General features: G+C 53.3%; 18 protein-coding genes. All 18 read right to left on the reverse strand.

The window, feature by feature from the left end; all coding sequences use genetic code 11:
• Positions 1–18: 18 nt before the first annotated feature.
• A complete protein-coding gene (fliL, locus tag N685_RS0117210) occupies positions 19–447 on the reverse strand; it encodes a flagellar basal body-associated protein FliL (protein ID WP_031410421.1) in 429 nt (142 codons plus the stop codon).
• On the reverse strand, positions 434–658 hold the full coding sequence (locus N685_RS0117215; RefSeq protein WP_031410423.1) for a flagellar FlbD family protein: 225 nt from the start codon (positions 656–658) through the stop codon (positions 434–436). The genes fliL and N685_RS0117215 overlap by 14 nt, the downstream gene beginning before the upstream one ends.
• 44 nt (positions 659–702) lie before the next feature.
• Positions 703–1,506, reverse strand: a complete 804-nt coding sequence (gene flgG / locus N685_RS0117220; protein ID WP_031410424.1) for a flagellar basal body rod protein FlgG — start codon at positions 1,504–1,506, stop codon at positions 703–705.
• A 16-nt stretch (positions 1,507–1,522) separates the two neighbouring features.
• Complete coding sequence (flgD, locus tag N685_RS0117225) at positions 1,523–1,951, reverse strand: flagellar hook assembly protein FlgD (RefSeq protein WP_031410425.1); 429 nt, start codon at positions 1,949–1,951, stop codon at positions 1,523–1,525.
• 17 nt (positions 1,952–1,968) lie between these two features.
• Positions 1,969–3,159 (reverse strand): flagellar hook-length control protein FliK, encoded by a 1,191-nt coding sequence (locus tag N685_RS0117230; protein ID WP_031410426.1) that lies wholly within the window; start codon positions 3,157–3,159, stop codon positions 1,969–1,971.
• Positions 3,156–3,767: a MotE family protein gene (locus tag N685_RS0117235; protein ID WP_031410427.1), complete on the reverse strand. Its 612-nt coding sequence runs from the start codon at positions 3,765–3,767 to the stop codon at positions 3,156–3,158. The genes N685_RS0117230 and N685_RS0117235 overlap by 4 nt, the downstream gene beginning before the upstream one ends.
• Positions 3,768–4,214: a flagellar export protein FliJ gene (fliJ, locus tag N685_RS0117240; RefSeq protein ID WP_031410428.1), complete on the reverse strand. Its 447-nt coding sequence runs from the start codon at positions 4,212–4,214 to the stop codon at positions 3,768–3,770. It lies immediately after the preceding gene.
• A gap of 42 nt (positions 4,215–4,256) precedes the next feature.
• Complete coding sequence (gene fliI, locus N685_RS0117245) at positions 4,257–5,567, reverse strand: flagellar protein export ATPase FliI (RefSeq protein ID WP_071880196.1); 1,311 nt, start codon at positions 5,565–5,567, stop codon at positions 4,257–4,259.
• Positions 5,545–6,324: a flagellar assembly protein FliH gene (gene fliH, locus N685_RS0117250; protein WP_031410430.1), complete on the reverse strand. Its 780-nt coding sequence runs from the start codon at positions 6,322–6,324 to the stop codon at positions 5,545–5,547. The genes fliI and fliH overlap by 23 nt, the downstream gene beginning before the upstream one ends.
• Positions 6,308–7,327 (reverse strand): flagellar motor switch protein FliG, encoded by a 1,020-nt coding sequence (gene fliG / locus N685_RS0117255; RefSeq protein ID WP_031410431.1) that lies wholly within the window; start codon positions 7,325–7,327, stop codon positions 6,308–6,310. The genes fliH and fliG overlap by 17 nt, the downstream gene beginning before the upstream one ends.
• 12 nt (positions 7,328–7,339) lie before the next feature.
• A complete protein-coding gene (fliF, locus tag N685_RS0117260) occupies positions 7,340–8,926 on the reverse strand; it encodes a flagellar basal-body MS-ring/collar protein FliF (protein WP_031410432.1) in 1,587 nt (528 codons plus the stop codon).
• 84 nt (positions 8,927–9,010) lie between these two features.
• Positions 9,011–9,307, reverse strand: coding sequence for a flagellar hook-basal body complex protein FliE (gene fliE, locus N685_RS0117265; protein ID WP_031410433.1), 297 nt, complete (start codon positions 9,305–9,307; stop codon positions 9,011–9,013).
• 19 nt (positions 9,308–9,326) lie between these two features.
• Positions 9,327–9,779, reverse strand: coding sequence for a flagellar basal body rod protein FlgC (gene flgC, locus N685_RS0117270; protein ID WP_031410434.1), 453 nt, complete (start codon positions 9,777–9,779; stop codon positions 9,327–9,329).
• A gap of 3 nt (positions 9,780–9,782) precedes the next feature.
• Positions 9,783–10,172 (reverse strand): flagellar basal body rod protein FlgB, encoded by a 390-nt coding sequence (gene flgB, locus N685_RS0117275; RefSeq protein WP_031410435.1) that lies wholly within the window; start codon positions 10,170–10,172, stop codon positions 9,783–9,785.
• 196 nt (positions 10,173–10,368) lie between these two features.
• Positions 10,369–11,148 carry a GTP-sensing pleiotropic transcriptional regulator CodY gene (gene codY, locus N685_RS0117280; RefSeq protein WP_031410436.1) on the reverse strand — a complete coding sequence of 260 codons (780 nt, stop codon included), beginning with the start codon at positions 11,146–11,148 and terminating at the stop codon, positions 10,369–10,371.
• Positions 11,149–11,164: 16 nt separating this feature from the next.
• Positions 11,165–12,559, reverse strand: coding sequence for an HslU--HslV peptidase ATPase subunit (hslU, locus tag N685_RS0117285; RefSeq protein WP_031410437.1), 1,395 nt, complete (start codon positions 12,557–12,559; stop codon positions 11,165–11,167).
• Positions 12,560–12,576: 17 nt separating this feature from the next.
• Positions 12,577–13,119, reverse strand: a complete 543-nt coding sequence (hslV, locus tag N685_RS0117290) for an ATP-dependent protease subunit HslV (protein WP_031410438.1) — start codon at positions 13,117–13,119, stop codon at positions 12,577–12,579.
• Between the two features lie 23 nt (positions 13,120–13,142).
• Positions 13,143–14,045 carry a tyrosine recombinase XerC gene (gene xerC / locus N685_RS0117295; protein ID WP_031410439.1) on the reverse strand — a complete coding sequence of 301 codons (903 nt, stop codon included), beginning with the start codon at positions 14,043–14,045 and terminating at the stop codon, positions 13,143–13,145.
• Positions 14,046–14,092: the final 47 nt, after the last annotated feature.

Consider the following 14,092-nt stretch of genomic DNA (forward strand, 5'->3'; position numbering starts at 1 on the left):
CCCCTTCAGATGACAGGGCTACTGGAGGATAAACGAGGTAATGTAGACGTTCTTCACTCTCCCTTCTTGCATCAATCCGTTGATCTCGCGCTTCAGCCGCTCTTTCAGCGCCGTCAGCCCTTCCTTTCCTTTAAAGTCAGCCGCTTTCATCTGTGAGAGTTGCTCGATGATCACGTCTTTCATCTGAAAATCGCGTTTCTCCGCCTCTTCTTTTCCTTCATCGCTGTCTGTCTCAATTTTAAATGAGATTTTAATATAACGCCCGTCTGCTAAATTCGTTGTCATTTCCGGAATGTCGATCGACCGCTCTGCAAGTTCATCGGCGCTTGGCGCCCCCTGTTTCTCGGCATGTCCCATCTTCATCACCGAGACAAGCGCCGCCGTGCCAGCCAAAGCGATAATCGCCAGCACAATGATCATCGTTTTGATTGCTTTATTCCCTTTCACTGCCCCATCCTCCTGCTTCAGGTAAACGAAATACACCGAGCTGCTGGTAAAATTCACTTGCTCGTGCGGCGACTTGCTCGACGGTTTCGCGGACGACAAACTTTTTTCCGTTCGTCAGCGTCACGGTTGTGTCGGGAAACGCTTCAATTTGTTCGATGTACAGCGCATTGAGCACAAACCGTTTGCCGTTGAGCTTCGTTAGCGAAATCATCGGCCAGCGGGCGAGAGAAGACCGCTCACGCCCTCCCTCCTATTCTATTTTTTCAAGTTGACCAACTCTTGCAAAATTTCATCCGACGTCGTAATGATGCGCGTATTCGCCTGGAAGCCGCGCTGGGCGACAATCATCTCCGTAAATTCTTCCGCCAAGTCGACATTGGACATCTCAAGCGCGCCGGAGACGATCGTTCCTGCTCCGTTCGCTCCCGGCGCTCCTAGAGCCGGCGTGCCGGAGTTTGTCGTTTCGCGGAACAAATTGTTTCCGGCTTTTTCTAATCCGTCATTATTGGAAAATTTAGCCAGTTGAATCGTTCCTAGAGACTGCAAATTGCCCGAGGCATTCACAATGGTGACAACACCGTCGGTCCCAATGCTTATACTTCTCGCATCGGGCGGAACTTGCAGGCGGACATTTCCTGTACCAAGCAAATATTGGCCGTCAGTATTGACAATATACCCCTGCGAATCGAGATAAAAATTCCCGGCTCTCGTATACATGCGGTTGTTGCCGGAAGCGTCGCCGACGACGAAAAACCCGTCTCCAGAAATCGCCAAATCGAGTACGCGCCCGGTCGTTTGCAAGCTGCCTTGCGTATGGACGGTATCGATGGCGGCCAACTGAGCGCCAAGCCCCACCTGCTTCGGGTTCGTCCCGCCGCGGCCGGCACCGGCATTGGGCCCGCTTGCTCCAGAAATCGTCTGGCTCATCAAATCCTTGAAAATCGTTCGTCCTTTTTTAAACCCATACGTATTGACATTGGCAATATTGTTGCCGATGACATCCAACTTCGTTTGGAAGTTGCGCATGGCGCCGATTCCGGAATACATGGAACGAAGCATTGGTTTTCTCTCCCCTTTATCCTTTTTGTTCCACTTTCACGACCGCATCCGCGGCAATCGTTGTCCCGTTATCAAGCCCAAGAGTCACTTGACCGTCTTTTTGCATGACCGATTGAACGACGGCGCTCATCATCGCCCCGCCGTCTTGCCAGTGCACCGTTTTGCCGATCCACTCGCTGTAGCGCAAAAGCGCATCGCGGCTTGACGTTTGCATCCATTGCTGCATCAAATTGGCGATGTTCATCATTTGCTCAAGCGAAGAGAAGCTCGCCATCTGCGCGATAAAGTCTTTGTCTTCCATCGGGTTGAGCGGATCTTGGTTTTCTAGCTGAGCGAGCAAAATTTTCAGAAAGTCGTCTTTTCCTAAAATTTGATTGCCCGTTTTCCGTTCCGGCTGAACCACGTTGGCCAGCCATAAGCTGCCATCAATCGCGTTCGTTGTCATCCTCGTTCTGTTCCCCCTTATGCGTCAGCTTCGATCCCATCTAGCGCAAACGGGAAGGAAGATGGCTGTTCCCGCTTTTGTTTTTGCCGCGATTCGCCATGCTGCTGCCCTCCTTGGCGATTTCCAGAATACGGCGGCATGGCGGATCTGTCATAATCCGACCAAACGGTCCATTTTTCGACCGTGATGTAACTCGCATCAAGCTGCTGAACAAGCTGCGGCAAATGAGCGTAGAGCAACTCTTTCACCGCGTCGTTCGCCACGAGCAGCTTGGCGGCGAGCTTTCCACCTTCCTCTGTCATTTTCACCGTCACCGTTCCGAGATGTTCCGGATGCAGACGGATGACAAGCTGCATCGCACCATTTGGCAACTTCATCCACCGCGCCGACCTTAGCGCGTGGGCGACTTGATCAGCGACGCTTCCCCCAGCTGGCGCCGGCGTCTCGCCGGTCAACCCAACAGATGAAAGGGAGGGTGATAAAAGCGCAGGAGGGGGTGTGAACGAAGGAGCGGCCTCACCGTCATGCCCCCTGCCATTCCCTCCTTGTAGCGAAACGTCTTTTTCGCCAGCCAGCTGGACGGAAGAACCTCCTTTGGGCAGCACGGCAACCCGCATTGTGCCTCCTTGCTCATTGAATGGACGTTGATCGTCGTCGCTCGGGAGCGGTGGGAACATCTCTGTTTTTCCGCTGGCAAGCGAAAACGATTCTTGCTCCTTATTGCCGCTTTTCCGTCCTTGGTTTATGAACATGTGTTCAAATCCCGCTTCACCCGTTGCCCGCTGAGCGGCAGTTGCCGCTTCTTCATTCACCAAGCTGATGGATGAAAATGGTACACCATCAGCGTCTTTGCCACTTCGCTGCGCGTCCGCCGCTAAAAGCGGCGCGCCTGCAACCGTCGAAGTCGGAGCGATAGCCAACACAGCCATGATGGAAGGGGCAAGCCACCATGATTGGATGGGCTCCGGTTTCTTTTCCGCTGAAAATGGTTGTCCGGCTGCGTCCGTTTCCATTCGGCCATTTTGCCAATCCGGCTCTTTGTTTCCGTTCGGCTGCTCTTGAAACAAGCCAATCCCTGCCCCGACGGGCCATAGCTCTTGTTGCTTGTGCGCAAGCAGCGCCGCGAACACGTTGGTGTTTTCTGACTCTTTTTTCACTGCTATAGTGCCTGCGGATGGCGGCGCGCTTGCTGTAATCATCACTTTCATTCAGCCGCCTCCTTCCCCATCGCCCATTTGCTTAACGATGCCAACAGTTTCGCCGCCTGTTGGGTCGGCATTTGTTCCAAAATGGCTGCCGCTTTATCGCTGTCAACGCGACTCAATACACGAAGCGCCTCGCTCTCAGGCAGTTCCGCTAAAATAGCCGCCGCCTGTTTTTCCGACATGGCGTTATACACGCCGGCAACATCATCTTCCGTCAAGGCGGGTTCGGCGGCAGGCTCATCCTGAACATCCGTTTTCTCGCTTGGCGCCGACAGCTGGGCGATTTCCTTTTCCTTTGCCGCCAATTCGTTTTTCAACTGTTTGATTTGCTTTTGTTGCTCAGCGATCGTTCGTTTTTGCTGGTCAATCGTCTGTTGCTGAGCTTCAATCATTTTTTGCCAATCTTTCTCCTTTTGTCTCCAGTCGATCCACTCGGAGACAAGCGGCGCCTTTATTGTCCACTGCTTCGCCGCCTTGGCCACATCAACGCCAGCAACGTTTAAAATCAACAGCAGAAAGGAGACGGCAAACGCACTCGGAATGGCAATGACAAACAGCAGCCATTGCCACCAGCTCGCCTGCATTTCTTGTCCAACTTTGCTCTCCGCCATCTATACCTCTCCTTGCCTTGCAAAGCGTTGAACCGCCATTTCATCGAGCAGGCGGCGTTCCGCTTCCCTCTCAAGCTGCTCGGCCCATTGCTGCACGCGCTCGCGCATTTTTTCGTATTTTTTCACTTCGATATTCAATTCCATCAAACACTGTTGCCGGCGCTGCATCTGCTCGCGCGCCTGCATGACGACGAGCTGATAATGGGCGATCGCCCGCTCTAAATTTGCTATATATTGCAGCCTAAGGCGAATGTCTCTAACGGACAGACCGGCTTGAAGCTGTTTATCCCGAGCTGCCACGCATTCTTCTTTTTCTTTGAGCAGGCGGTAAAGCGTTTCGGCTGCCTGCTCAAACCGGCGCACCGCCTCCTCGTATTCGCCAAGCGCCTTCTCTTTTTCTTTTTCTTTCATCGCCAACACTTTTTGCAGCCGAAACATCGGCGTCACATTGGTTCACCCTTTCATCGTCTGAAAATGACGCGCGATTTCTCACCGAACCGACAACAAGCGCAACAGGGCATCAATACTTTCAGCGCGCGTCGTTTTTTCATCGATGTTTTGGCGGCAAAACGCCATCATTTGCGGATAAAGTTCGATCGCCTCATCAATTTCTTGGGACGAACCTCGTTTGTACGCCCCGATTTGAATCAAATCCTCCGAATCGATATAAGTGGAGAGGAGGCGGCGGAATCGGTTGGCCGCTTCGCCGTGCTCTGCGCTGATCATGTGGGGCATGACGCGGCTGACGCTTTTGAGCACATTAATCGCCGGGTAATGCCCTTTGTTCGCCAGCTGGCGTTCCAACACAAAATGGCCATCCAAAATGCCGCGCACCGCATCGGCGATCGGCTCATTCATATCATCGCCGTCAACAAGCACCGTATAAAACGCGGTGATTGTGCCGGAAGCGTTCGTCCCAGCCCGCTCAAGCAGCTTTGGCAGGAGGGCGAAGACCGATGGCGTATAGCCTTTCGTCGTCGGCGGCTCACCGACGGCAAGGCCAATCTCCCGCTGCGCCATCGCAACGCGGGTGACCGAGTCCATCATGAGCATGACATCCGCCCCTTGGTCGCGAAAATATTCAGCGATCGCTGTCGCCGTATAGGCGCCTTTGACGCGCATCAGCGCCGGCTGGTCGGATGTGGCGACGACGACGACCGAACGGGCCAAGCCGTCCGGGCCAAGGTCGCGCTCTAAAAACTCGCGCACTTCGCGGCCACGCTCACCGATTAAGGCGATAACGTTCACATCGGCCGACGTATGGCGGGCAATCATTCCCATGAGCGTGCTTTTGCCGACGCCCGAGCCGGCAAAAATGCCGACGCGCTGTCCCTTGCCAACGGCAAGCAAGCTGTCGATGACGCGAATGCCGACTTCAAGCGGTTCAGCAATCGGCGGCCGAACGAGTGGATTGGGTGGATCTCGTTCGACCGACACCGGCTTCAGCCCGGACGGCAACGGACTCCCATCAAGCGGTTGGCCGAGCGGATCAAGAATCATGCCGATAAGCGCATCGCCGACGTGTACTTCAAGCGGACGGCCGGTCGCTTCGACAAGGCAGCCGGGAGCGATATGAGATATGGCGGAAAACGGCATGAGCAAGACATGCTGTTCATGAAAGCCGACCACTTCGGCAGGAATTTTCCTGCGGCCGTTATGTTCATGGATGTAGCAAAGATCGCCAATCGAGCTTCTCGGCCCTTTCGATTCCATCATCAAGCCGACGACGCGCGACACTTTGCCAAACCGTTTATACAAGTCAACGGCGTCTATTTCGTCAAGAAGCGCCTGCCAGTTCAGAAAACGCTCCCTCCTTTAATCGTCGGTAAAGCGCCTCGCGCAACCGCTCAAGCTGTACATCGACGCTCGCCTCGATGCGTCCAAACGGCGTCTCCACGACACATCCATATTCAGGAAGCGCATCGTCCGGATAGATGAATAGATCAACACGATGCGGAAACACAGATTTCATCAGCTCTTTTTGCTCTGCCACTATTTCGTAGCAGTGCGGATGCACATAAACGGCCACTTCTGTTTGTCGACGCACTTCCTGCAATGCTTGATGCACGAGCGGCAAAAAAGCGTTTCGGTCGCCCTCAAGCGCGGCGCCGATAATGCGCTCAGCCGCTTTTAACGCCACATCGAGCATCGCCTCAGCTGTTGATTCGATGCGAGCGTAAAATTCGGTGTTTGCTCGCTCTGCCAAACGGCGGGCCTGTTCGATCCATGTGCGGTGCTCGCCAAGCGCCTCCTCGCGCCCAGCTGCATAGCCGTCTTCGTACCCGCGGTCGCGCGCTTCCTGCATGAGACGCTCTTTCTCGCGTTGCCATTCCTCTTTTTCGCGCGCCAACTGTTCGCGCACCGATTCGTAATATTGCTCTGCTTGATGGCGAAGCTTGACCGCTTCTTCCTTGGCGGCGACGATCGCTTCGATCTCTCGCTGCCGATCGTCGGCGGACGATGAAGGATCGGAAACATGGCGCTGCACGACGATGGTCTTTTTCCCAACGCGCGCCGCCAATTTCGGCGCTTTAATGACGTTAGACAATAATATCATCTCCTCCCCCGCGAGCGATGACGATTTCTCCGGCCTCTTCGAGACGGCGGATCACGGCGACGATGCGCGATTGCGCCTCCTCAACATCCCGCAGCCGGACTGGACCCATATACTCCATCTCTTCTTTGAACGTCTCTGCCATTCGCGTCGACATGTTGCGGAAGATGACGTTTTTCACTTCTTCGCTCGCTACTTTCAGCGCCAGCATGAGATCGTTGTTGTCCACCTCGCGGATGACGCGCTGAATGGCGCGATGATCGAGCGTCACGATATCTTCAAAGACAAACATCCGTTTTTTAATTTCCTCAGCTAGTTCCGGGTCTTGGATTTCCAAAGCATCCAAAATCGTCCGTTCCGTGCTCCGGTCAACTTGGTTCAACACCTCGACGACCGCCTCAATTCCGCCGGCTTGCGTGTAATCTTGCACAACGGTCGCGGACAGCCGCCGCTCTAAAATTTGCTCAACTTCGTTGATAATCTCCGGCGATGTGCTGTCCATCAGCGCGATGCGCCGGGCGACATCCGCCTGCATCTCCTGCGGCAACGCCGATAAAATTTGCCCTGCCTGCGCCGGCTCCAAATACGAGAGAATAAGGGCGACCGTTTGCGGATGTTCATTTTGAATGAAGTTTAACAGCTGCATCGGGTCGGCTTTGCGGGCGAAATCAAACGGCCGCACCATCAGCGCCGATGTCAGGCGGTTGATGATCTGCATCGCCTTATCCGGGCCAAGCGCTTTTTCAAGCACTTCTTTCGCATAGGCGATGCCGCCTTGGGCGATGTAATCTTGCGCTAAGGCGAGCTGTCGAAACTCTTCAAGCACTTCCTCTTTTTGTTCGGTCGTCACTTGACGGACGTTGGAAATTTCTAGTGTCAGCTTTTCGATCTCTTCCTCGGATAAATGTTTATAGACAGAGGCCGACACATCCGGGCCGAGGGAAATAAGCAGGATCGCTGCTTTTTGCCTGCCCGACAGCCCGCCTTTTCGTTCGCGCTTTGCCATACGCCGTTCCCCCTACTCTTCCGATAGCCACGTTTTTAATAGTTTTGCAAACTCATCCGGCTTTTCTTTCGCCAGCCGCTCAAGCTGTCGGCGGCGCAACGCTGCCTCCGTCTCCGGCGGCTCCGGCAAATCCAGGTCCATCGAAGGCGGTGAAGTGAACAAGTGTTCTTCTTCCTCTTCCTCGTCTTCACGGCGACGCCGCAGCCAGAGGAACAACAACAAGGCAATGAGCAACAGCGCTCCTGCACCAGCCGCATACCACCACCATGTCGGCCGATCCGGAGTTGATTCGGTGAATGTCGGCTTGCCGTTAAACTTCTGCACCGAAACAACGATGCGGTTGTTGATGTCTTGATCAGTGAGCGTTTGCGCCTCGCTTTTGTCGATTGACGTTCGGACGATCGTTCCTAGCAGTTTTTGAATATCATTGACCGTCTCGGGCGGCAGCGAGTTCGGATCATTAGGGTCAGGCGGCTCGACCATCACTTGAATGCCTAGATCACGGATTTTATATGGACTTTCGACGATTTGCTTTTTGATTTTGTTTACCTCGTTGTTGATCGTCTCCTCGGTTCGTTCATAGTTGCCGTTTGTTGCGCCGTTGGCGCCTTGGTAGCCCGGCACTTCGTTCGCGCCCGTTCCAGCGGTGCCGCCGGGCGGCGCGCCGCTCCCGGAGTACGTCTCTTTGATGCGCTGGACGCTGACGGCAATTCCCTGTTTCGTTTTTTCATCGACCGGGGCGATCAAATTTTCCTCCCGCTTTTCTTGCGTAAAGTCAATGTCCGCCGTCACGGAAACGACGACTTTATCCTGCCCCATCATCGTGCCGAGCAGTTGCTGCACCTGGCGCTGAATGTCGCGCTCAATTTGCTTTTTGATTTGTTGCTGCGAGGTGAATGTGGCCCCTGTCGAATTTTCTCCATCGTTTTTCAAATCGAAATACTCAAAAAACTGATTCATAATGACGATATTATCTGTAGAAAGGTTGGGAACACTTTTGGCGACGAGATGATACAATGCCCGAATTTGCTCGTCGCTGAATTGGTAGCCCGGCTTCGTCTTCAGCACGATCGAAGCCGAGGCTTCTCCTTTCTCATCAGAAACGAATACGCTCGGTTGCGGAAGATTGATCATGACTTTGGCGTCCTCGACACCGTCGATCGTCTTGATCAAATTGGCGAGCTCCGTTTGCATCGCCTTCAGCTTCACCATATTGAACTCGTTATCTGTCATGCCGAAGCTCGCGTTTTGGCCGAAAAATGAATAGTCAATGACCCCACTGTTCGGGATGCCTTCAGCAGCGAGCTCGACTTTCAGCGCGTCCACTTGCTCTTTCGGCACTTTGATCGTCGTTCCGCCGTCCGCCACTTCAGCCGGAACGCCGCGCTGGTCAAGCGTGGCTTTAATTTGACCCGCTTCTTGCGGCGACAAATTGCTGTAGAGCGGCACCATTTCCGTCCTTGTGGCGAAAAAGACGCCGACGCCAACGGCCAAAAGCACGGCCGCCGCCGCAGCAAGCACGAGCCATTTCTGCTTTTTTGTCCGTTCCTGCCAAAACGCGCGAGCCCGGCTCCACCACTCTTTCCATTTCCTTCTCATACGATTCCCCCGATGATCCAGTGCCTGCCGCCATAGCGCAACAACAATGGCGGCGGCTTCCGTATGTATTGCGATTCATTGCTGCTACAATGGCATGCGCATCATTTCCTGATACGCCTCGATCGCTTTGTTGCGGATCTCCAGTGTCAGTTGCAGCGTGATGCTCGCTTTTTGTGCGGCAATCATCACATCATGCAGCTGAACGTTCTCCCCGCGGACGAGCTTTTCCGTCAGCGCATCGGCTTGAATTTGCGCCTCGTTGACGCGATTGAGCGCCTCTTTGAAAAACGAGGCGAACTGCTTTTGCGCCTCAGCCGGCTTCGCCGGGGGCAAAACGGTGGAAGACATCGTCAGCCCAATGCGGCTTGCTCCATCAATCATCGTTTATCCCCCTCGCATGCTATTTCCCGATCTCGAGCGCCTTCATGAGCATTCCTTTTGAAGCATTCAACACTGTGACGTTCGCCTCATACGAACGCGTCGCCCCGATCAAGTCCACCATTTCTTTCAGCGGATCGACGTTGGGCAGACGAACATAGCCATCGGCGCTCGCATCCGGATGATCCGGGTCGTAGACGAGTTTAAACGGCGCCGGATCATCGACAATTTCGCGCACCCGCACTCCGCCATCCCCCCCGTCGGCCCGGCCGAGCGCCGCCTGCAAATAGCCTGAAAACGATCCGCTGCGCGGTTCGATGATGACCATTTTGCGGCGGTACGGCTCCCATTGGCCGTTGACAAGGCGGGCGCGCGTCGTATCGGCGTTGGCGATGTTGGAGGCAATTACGTCCATGCGCAGCCGTTGGGCGGTCAACGCCGAAGCCGAAATGTTTAGACTTTGAAACAAAGACACCCGTTATTTTCCTCCTTTAATCACGGTTTTCAATGTTGTAAATTTGCCGTTGAGCCGCTCGATTAAAGCATTGTAATAAATTTGGTTTTCTGCTAGTTTTGACATTTCTTGATCGATATCGACACTATTTCCATTATGATTGTAACTCACCGTCGTGTCCGTCGTCACGATGATTTTTCCATTTTGTTCGTTTGGAAACGAAAAATGCTTCGGATTCGTCCGTTTGGCCTCAAGCCGAAACGCCCGTTCCAATTCAGTCTGAAAGCGTACATCTTTCGCCTTATAGCCCGGCGTATCAGCGTTGGCGATGTTGTCGGCGATCGCCTGTTGGCGAAGCGCAGCGTAGCGGAGCCCTTGTTCAAGCCAACCGATCGTCGCTGAAAAGAGCGCCAATGGAATCCCCTCTTTTCTCCTATTTTTCGACAATTTCTGCTAGTTTTCATTTTACGGGAAAGAAAACCCAATGTATAGACGGAACTTGGTACTATTTTTCGACGATGCCATAACAGAAAAACGATGCCAAAGATGTTTGCCGAAACAAAAAACCCGCCGGGCCAAAATACCCAGCGGGCTTAGGCAGCTACGCCGTTCAGCTCGATTTCAATTTTTCAAGCTCGCTTAAAAACTTGTCGTTCAATACTTTAATGTACGTCCCTTTCATGCCGAGCGAGCGCGATTCGATCACGCCGGCGCTTTCAAGTTTGCGCAGAGCATTGACAATGACTGAACGAGTGATGCCGACGCGGTCGGCAATTTTGCTCGCGACAAGCAGCCCTTCCGTTCCGTCAAGCTCCTCAAAAATGTGTTCAATCGCCTCAAGCTCGCTGTAAGAAAGAGAGCTGATGGCCATTTGCACGACCGCCTTGCTGCGCGCTTCCTCTTCAATTTCTTCCGCCTTCTCACGCAAAATTTCCATGCCGACGACCGTCGCACCGTATTCAGCCAAAATGAGATCGTCATTGTCAAACTCGCGGTCAAGGCGCGACAAAATGAGCGTGCCAAGCCGCTCGCCTCCACCGTTGATCGGAACAATCGTCGTCAAGCCGGTTTTGAACAAGTCACGATTTTCCACTGGAAACGCCGTATATTCACTATTAATATCGATATTAGGAGACGTTTCCGTAATGTTGAACAAGTTTTTCGTGTATTCTTCCGGAAACTGACGCTCCTCAAGCATCCGCTTCATTCGCTCGTTTTCAATCGATTGTTTAATGGCGAATCCCAGCAGTTTGCCGCGGCGGCTGAGAATAAACACATTGGATTCAATCACATCGCAAAGCGTTTCTGCCATTTCTTTAAAATTGACCGGCCGACCGGCCGACTTTTGCAACATGGCGTTGATTTTCCGTGTTTTCTCTAGCAAGTTCATGGATTTCATCTCCTCCTCATAAAATAAACTCGCTTAAATCTTTGTTTTTGACGATGCTTCCGAGTTTTTGCTCGACATATTGCGGCGTGATGACAACTTTGTCGATTCCGATGTCCGGCGCCTCAAACAGCAAGTCCTCAAGCAATTTTTCCAAAATCGTGTGCAACCGGCGCGCGCCGATGTTGTCGGTCGTCTGGTTGACTTCAAACGCCACCTCGGCAATCTTACGAATAGCATCGTCAGAAAATTCAAGACTTATACCTTCCGTTGCCAAAAGAGCTTGATATTGTTTAATGAGCGCGTTATTCGGCTCGACTAATATTCTTACGAAATCATCAACCGAAAGTTTCGCCAGTTCGACGCGGATCGGGAAACGACCTTGCAGCTCAGGGATCAAATCCGACGGCTTCGCCATATGGAACGCCCCGGCCGCGATGAATAAGATGTGGTCTGTTTTGACCGGCCCGTATTTCGTCATGACGGTCGACCCTTCAACAATGGGCAAAATGTCGCGTTGCACCCCTTCACGCGAGACATCGGCTGAACCGGACACCGCTCCGCTGCGGGCGATTTTGTCGATTTCATCGATAAAAATGATGCCGGACTGCTCGGCGAGGCGGACGGCCTCTTGCGCCACTTCATCCATGTCGATCAGCTTTTGCGCTTCCTCGTTGATGAGCACTTTGCGCGCTTCACTCACTTTGAGACGCCGCTTTTTGCGCCGTTTCGGCATGAGGCTGCTCAACGCATCCTGCATGTTCATTCCCATCTGCTCAATGCCTGCCCCTTGCAAAAAGTCAAACCATAACGGCGTCTGTTCCTCGATTTCAATCGTCACCATCTCGTTTTCCAACTGCCCGTTTGCCAGCTGCCAAGCAACGTGGCGCCGCTTTTGCTCCACCTGTTCATCTTCATGGCTGTAGCTGTTGTCCGCTTGGGCGCCTTGACCGCCAAACAACAGCTCAAGCGGATTTTTGATGGTCTGCTTTGGCTTGCCCGGAACGAGCAGTTCAACAAGCCGCTTGTTCGCTTGTTGCTCAGCTCGGTCTTTCACTTCGTTCATTTTTCGTTCTTTCACGAGCCTAACTGACGTTTCCACCAAATCGCGCACCATCGATTCGACATCGCGCCCGACATAACCGACTTCGGTGAATTTCGTTGCTTCGACTTTGACAAACGGCGCACCGACGAGTTTGGCGAGCCGGCGGGCGATCTCCGTCTTCCCGACCCCGGTCGGGCCGATCATTAAAATGTTTTTCGGCATCACTTCATCGCGCAATTTTTCATCGAGCAAGCTGCGGCGGTACCGGTTGCGAAGCGCGATCGCCACCGCTTTTTTTGCCTCTTTTTGCCCGACGATGAACTGATCGAGCTTTTCGACAATCTGCCTTGGGGTCAACGTTTCCGCCATCATCGGCCTCCTCCTTTTTACAGCTCTTCGACAATAATATGGCCGTTCGTATAAACGCAAATGTCAGCAGCGATCTCAAGCGCCGCCTGGGCAATTTCTTTCGCGGTCATCGAGCCGCCGGCGTACTTCTTCAATGCACGTCCGGCAGCCAACGCATACTGACCGCCTGAGCCGATGGCGAGCATGCCATCATCCGGCTCAATCACTTCGCCTGTGCCAGAGACAAGCAACAAGTGCTGTTTGTCCATGACAATGAGCATCGCCTCGAGGCGGCGCAACACTTTATCGCTCCGCCACTCTTTCGCTAGTTCAACCGCCGCGCGCGGCAAGTTGCCATTCAATTGTTCGAGCTTGCCTTCAAACATTTCAAACAGCGTAAACGCGTCAGCCACCGAGCCGGCAAAACCGGCGAGCACCTTTCCTTGAAACAGCCGCCGCACTTTTTTCGCTGTATGCTTCATGACAACCGCATTGCCGAACGTCACTTGACCGTCGCCAGCCATGGCGGATGCGCCGTTATGGCGAATGGCAAAAATCGTCGTCGCATGAAAAGCTCCCATCATTTCCCCTCCTTGCCCACGGGTTACGCCCGCGGATGCGCCTGCAAATAGATATGCCGCAACCGGTCTTTCGTTACATGTGTATACACTTGCGTCGATGACAAATGCGTGTGGCCGAGCAGTTCCTGCACCGAACGGAGATCGGCTCCTTCGTTGAGCAAATGAGTCGCAAACGTATGCCGAAGCACGTGCGGGCTGATGTTTTGCGTCAGCGCAGCGGCTTGGACAATCCGATCCAAAATATGGCGCACTCCCCGAGGCGTGAGCGGATTGCCGCGGGTGTTGACAAATAAATAGCGGTGGTCCACCGGCAGCTTTCTTGTCAGTTCGCGTCGACCCCTATAGATATACCGTTCAAGCGCTTCGCGGGCCGGACGGCCGAATGGAACGTAGCGCTGCTTGTTTCCTTTGCCATGAATGAGCACGGTTTCCGCAACAAAATCGACATCAGACAGCTGAATGTGACAACATTCACTAACCCGGGCGCCAGTCGCGTACAACAACTCAAGCAGCGCCGCATTGCGCTGGCCTAGGGCCGTATTTTCATCATTGACAAGAAACAACGCTTCCAATTCTTTCGGGTATAAAAAATTAGGAATTTTTTGCTCTTTTTTCGGCAGCGTCGCGAGCGCAAACGGATTTTCGGCCGCCCGCCCTTCGCGCAGCAAAAATTTGTAAAAGCTGCGCAAACTCGAAATTTTGCGGGCGACCGAACGGCTGGCCAACTGTTGTTCGTATAGTTTCGTCAAATATAAGCGGACGTCGCTGTAGGACACTTCATCGAGCGCGCCGATTCCTTCCTCATCCATAAACCGGAAAAACTGCTCAATGTCACGCCGGTAACACACAATAGTATATTGTGAATAATTTTTCTCGATTTGTAAATATTCCATGAACAATTGTAACGCAAGTTTCGAATTCTCCATCGCCTCACCCCGCAACGGCTACTACATCGTACCATATTCTTCTGTAT

The sequence above is a fragment of the Geobacillus vulcani PSS1 genome (assembly GCF_000733845.1).
Taxonomy (GTDB): domain Bacteria; phylum Bacillota; class Bacilli; order Bacillales; family Anoxybacillaceae; genus Geobacillus; species Geobacillus vulcani.

What these genes read in the sequence shown, in the direction of transcription:
- N685_RS0117215 (WP_031410423.1), bottom strand. Translation starts at nt 658, where the DNA reads ATGATTTCGCTAACGAAGCTCAACGGCAAACGGTTTGTGCTCAATGCG.
- flgG (WP_031410424.1), bottom strand. Translation starts at nt 1,506, where the DNA reads ATGCTTCGTTCCATGTATTCCGGAATCGGCGCCATGCGCAACTTCCAA.
- flgD (WP_031410425.1), bottom strand. Translation starts at nt 1,951, where the DNA reads ATGACAACGAACGCGATTGATGGCAGCTTATGGCTGGCCAACGTGGTT.
- N685_RS0117230 (WP_031410426.1), bottom strand. Translation starts at nt 3,159, where the DNA reads ATGAAAGTGATGATTACAGCAAGCGCGCCGCCATCCGCAGGCACTATA.
- N685_RS0117235 (WP_031410427.1), bottom strand. Translation starts at nt 3,767, where the DNA reads ATGGCGGAGAGCAAAGTTGGACAAGAAATGCAGGCGAGCTGGTGGCAA.
- fliH (WP_031410430.1), bottom strand. Translation starts at nt 6,324, where the DNA reads ATGATATTATTGTCTAACGTCATTAAAGCGCCGAAATTGGCGGCGCGC.
- fliG (WP_031410431.1), bottom strand. Translation starts at nt 7,327, where the DNA reads ATGGCAAAGCGCGAACGAAAAGGCGGGCTGTCGGGCAGGCAAAAAGCA.
- fliF (WP_031410432.1), bottom strand. Translation starts at nt 8,926, where the DNA reads ATGAGAAGGAAATGGAAAGAGTGGTGGAGCCGGGCTCGCGCGTTTTGG.
- fliE (WP_031410433.1), bottom strand. Translation starts at nt 9,307, where the DNA reads ATGATTGATGGAGCAAGCCGCATTGGGCTGACGATGTCTTCCACCGTT.
- codY (WP_031410436.1), bottom strand. Translation starts at nt 11,148, where the DNA reads ATGAACTTGCTAGAGAAAACACGGAAAATCAACGCCATGTTGCAAAAG.
- hslU (WP_031410437.1), bottom strand. Translation starts at nt 12,559, where the DNA reads ATGGCGGAAACGTTGACCCCAAGGCAGATTGTCGAAAAGCTCGATCAG.
- hslV (WP_031410438.1), bottom strand. Translation starts at nt 13,119, where the DNA reads ATGGGAGCTTTTCATGCGACGACGATTTTTGCCATTCGCCATAACGGC.
- xerC (WP_031410439.1), bottom strand. Translation starts at nt 14,045, where the DNA reads ATGGAGAATTCGAAACTTGCGTTACAATTGTTCATGGAATATTTACAA.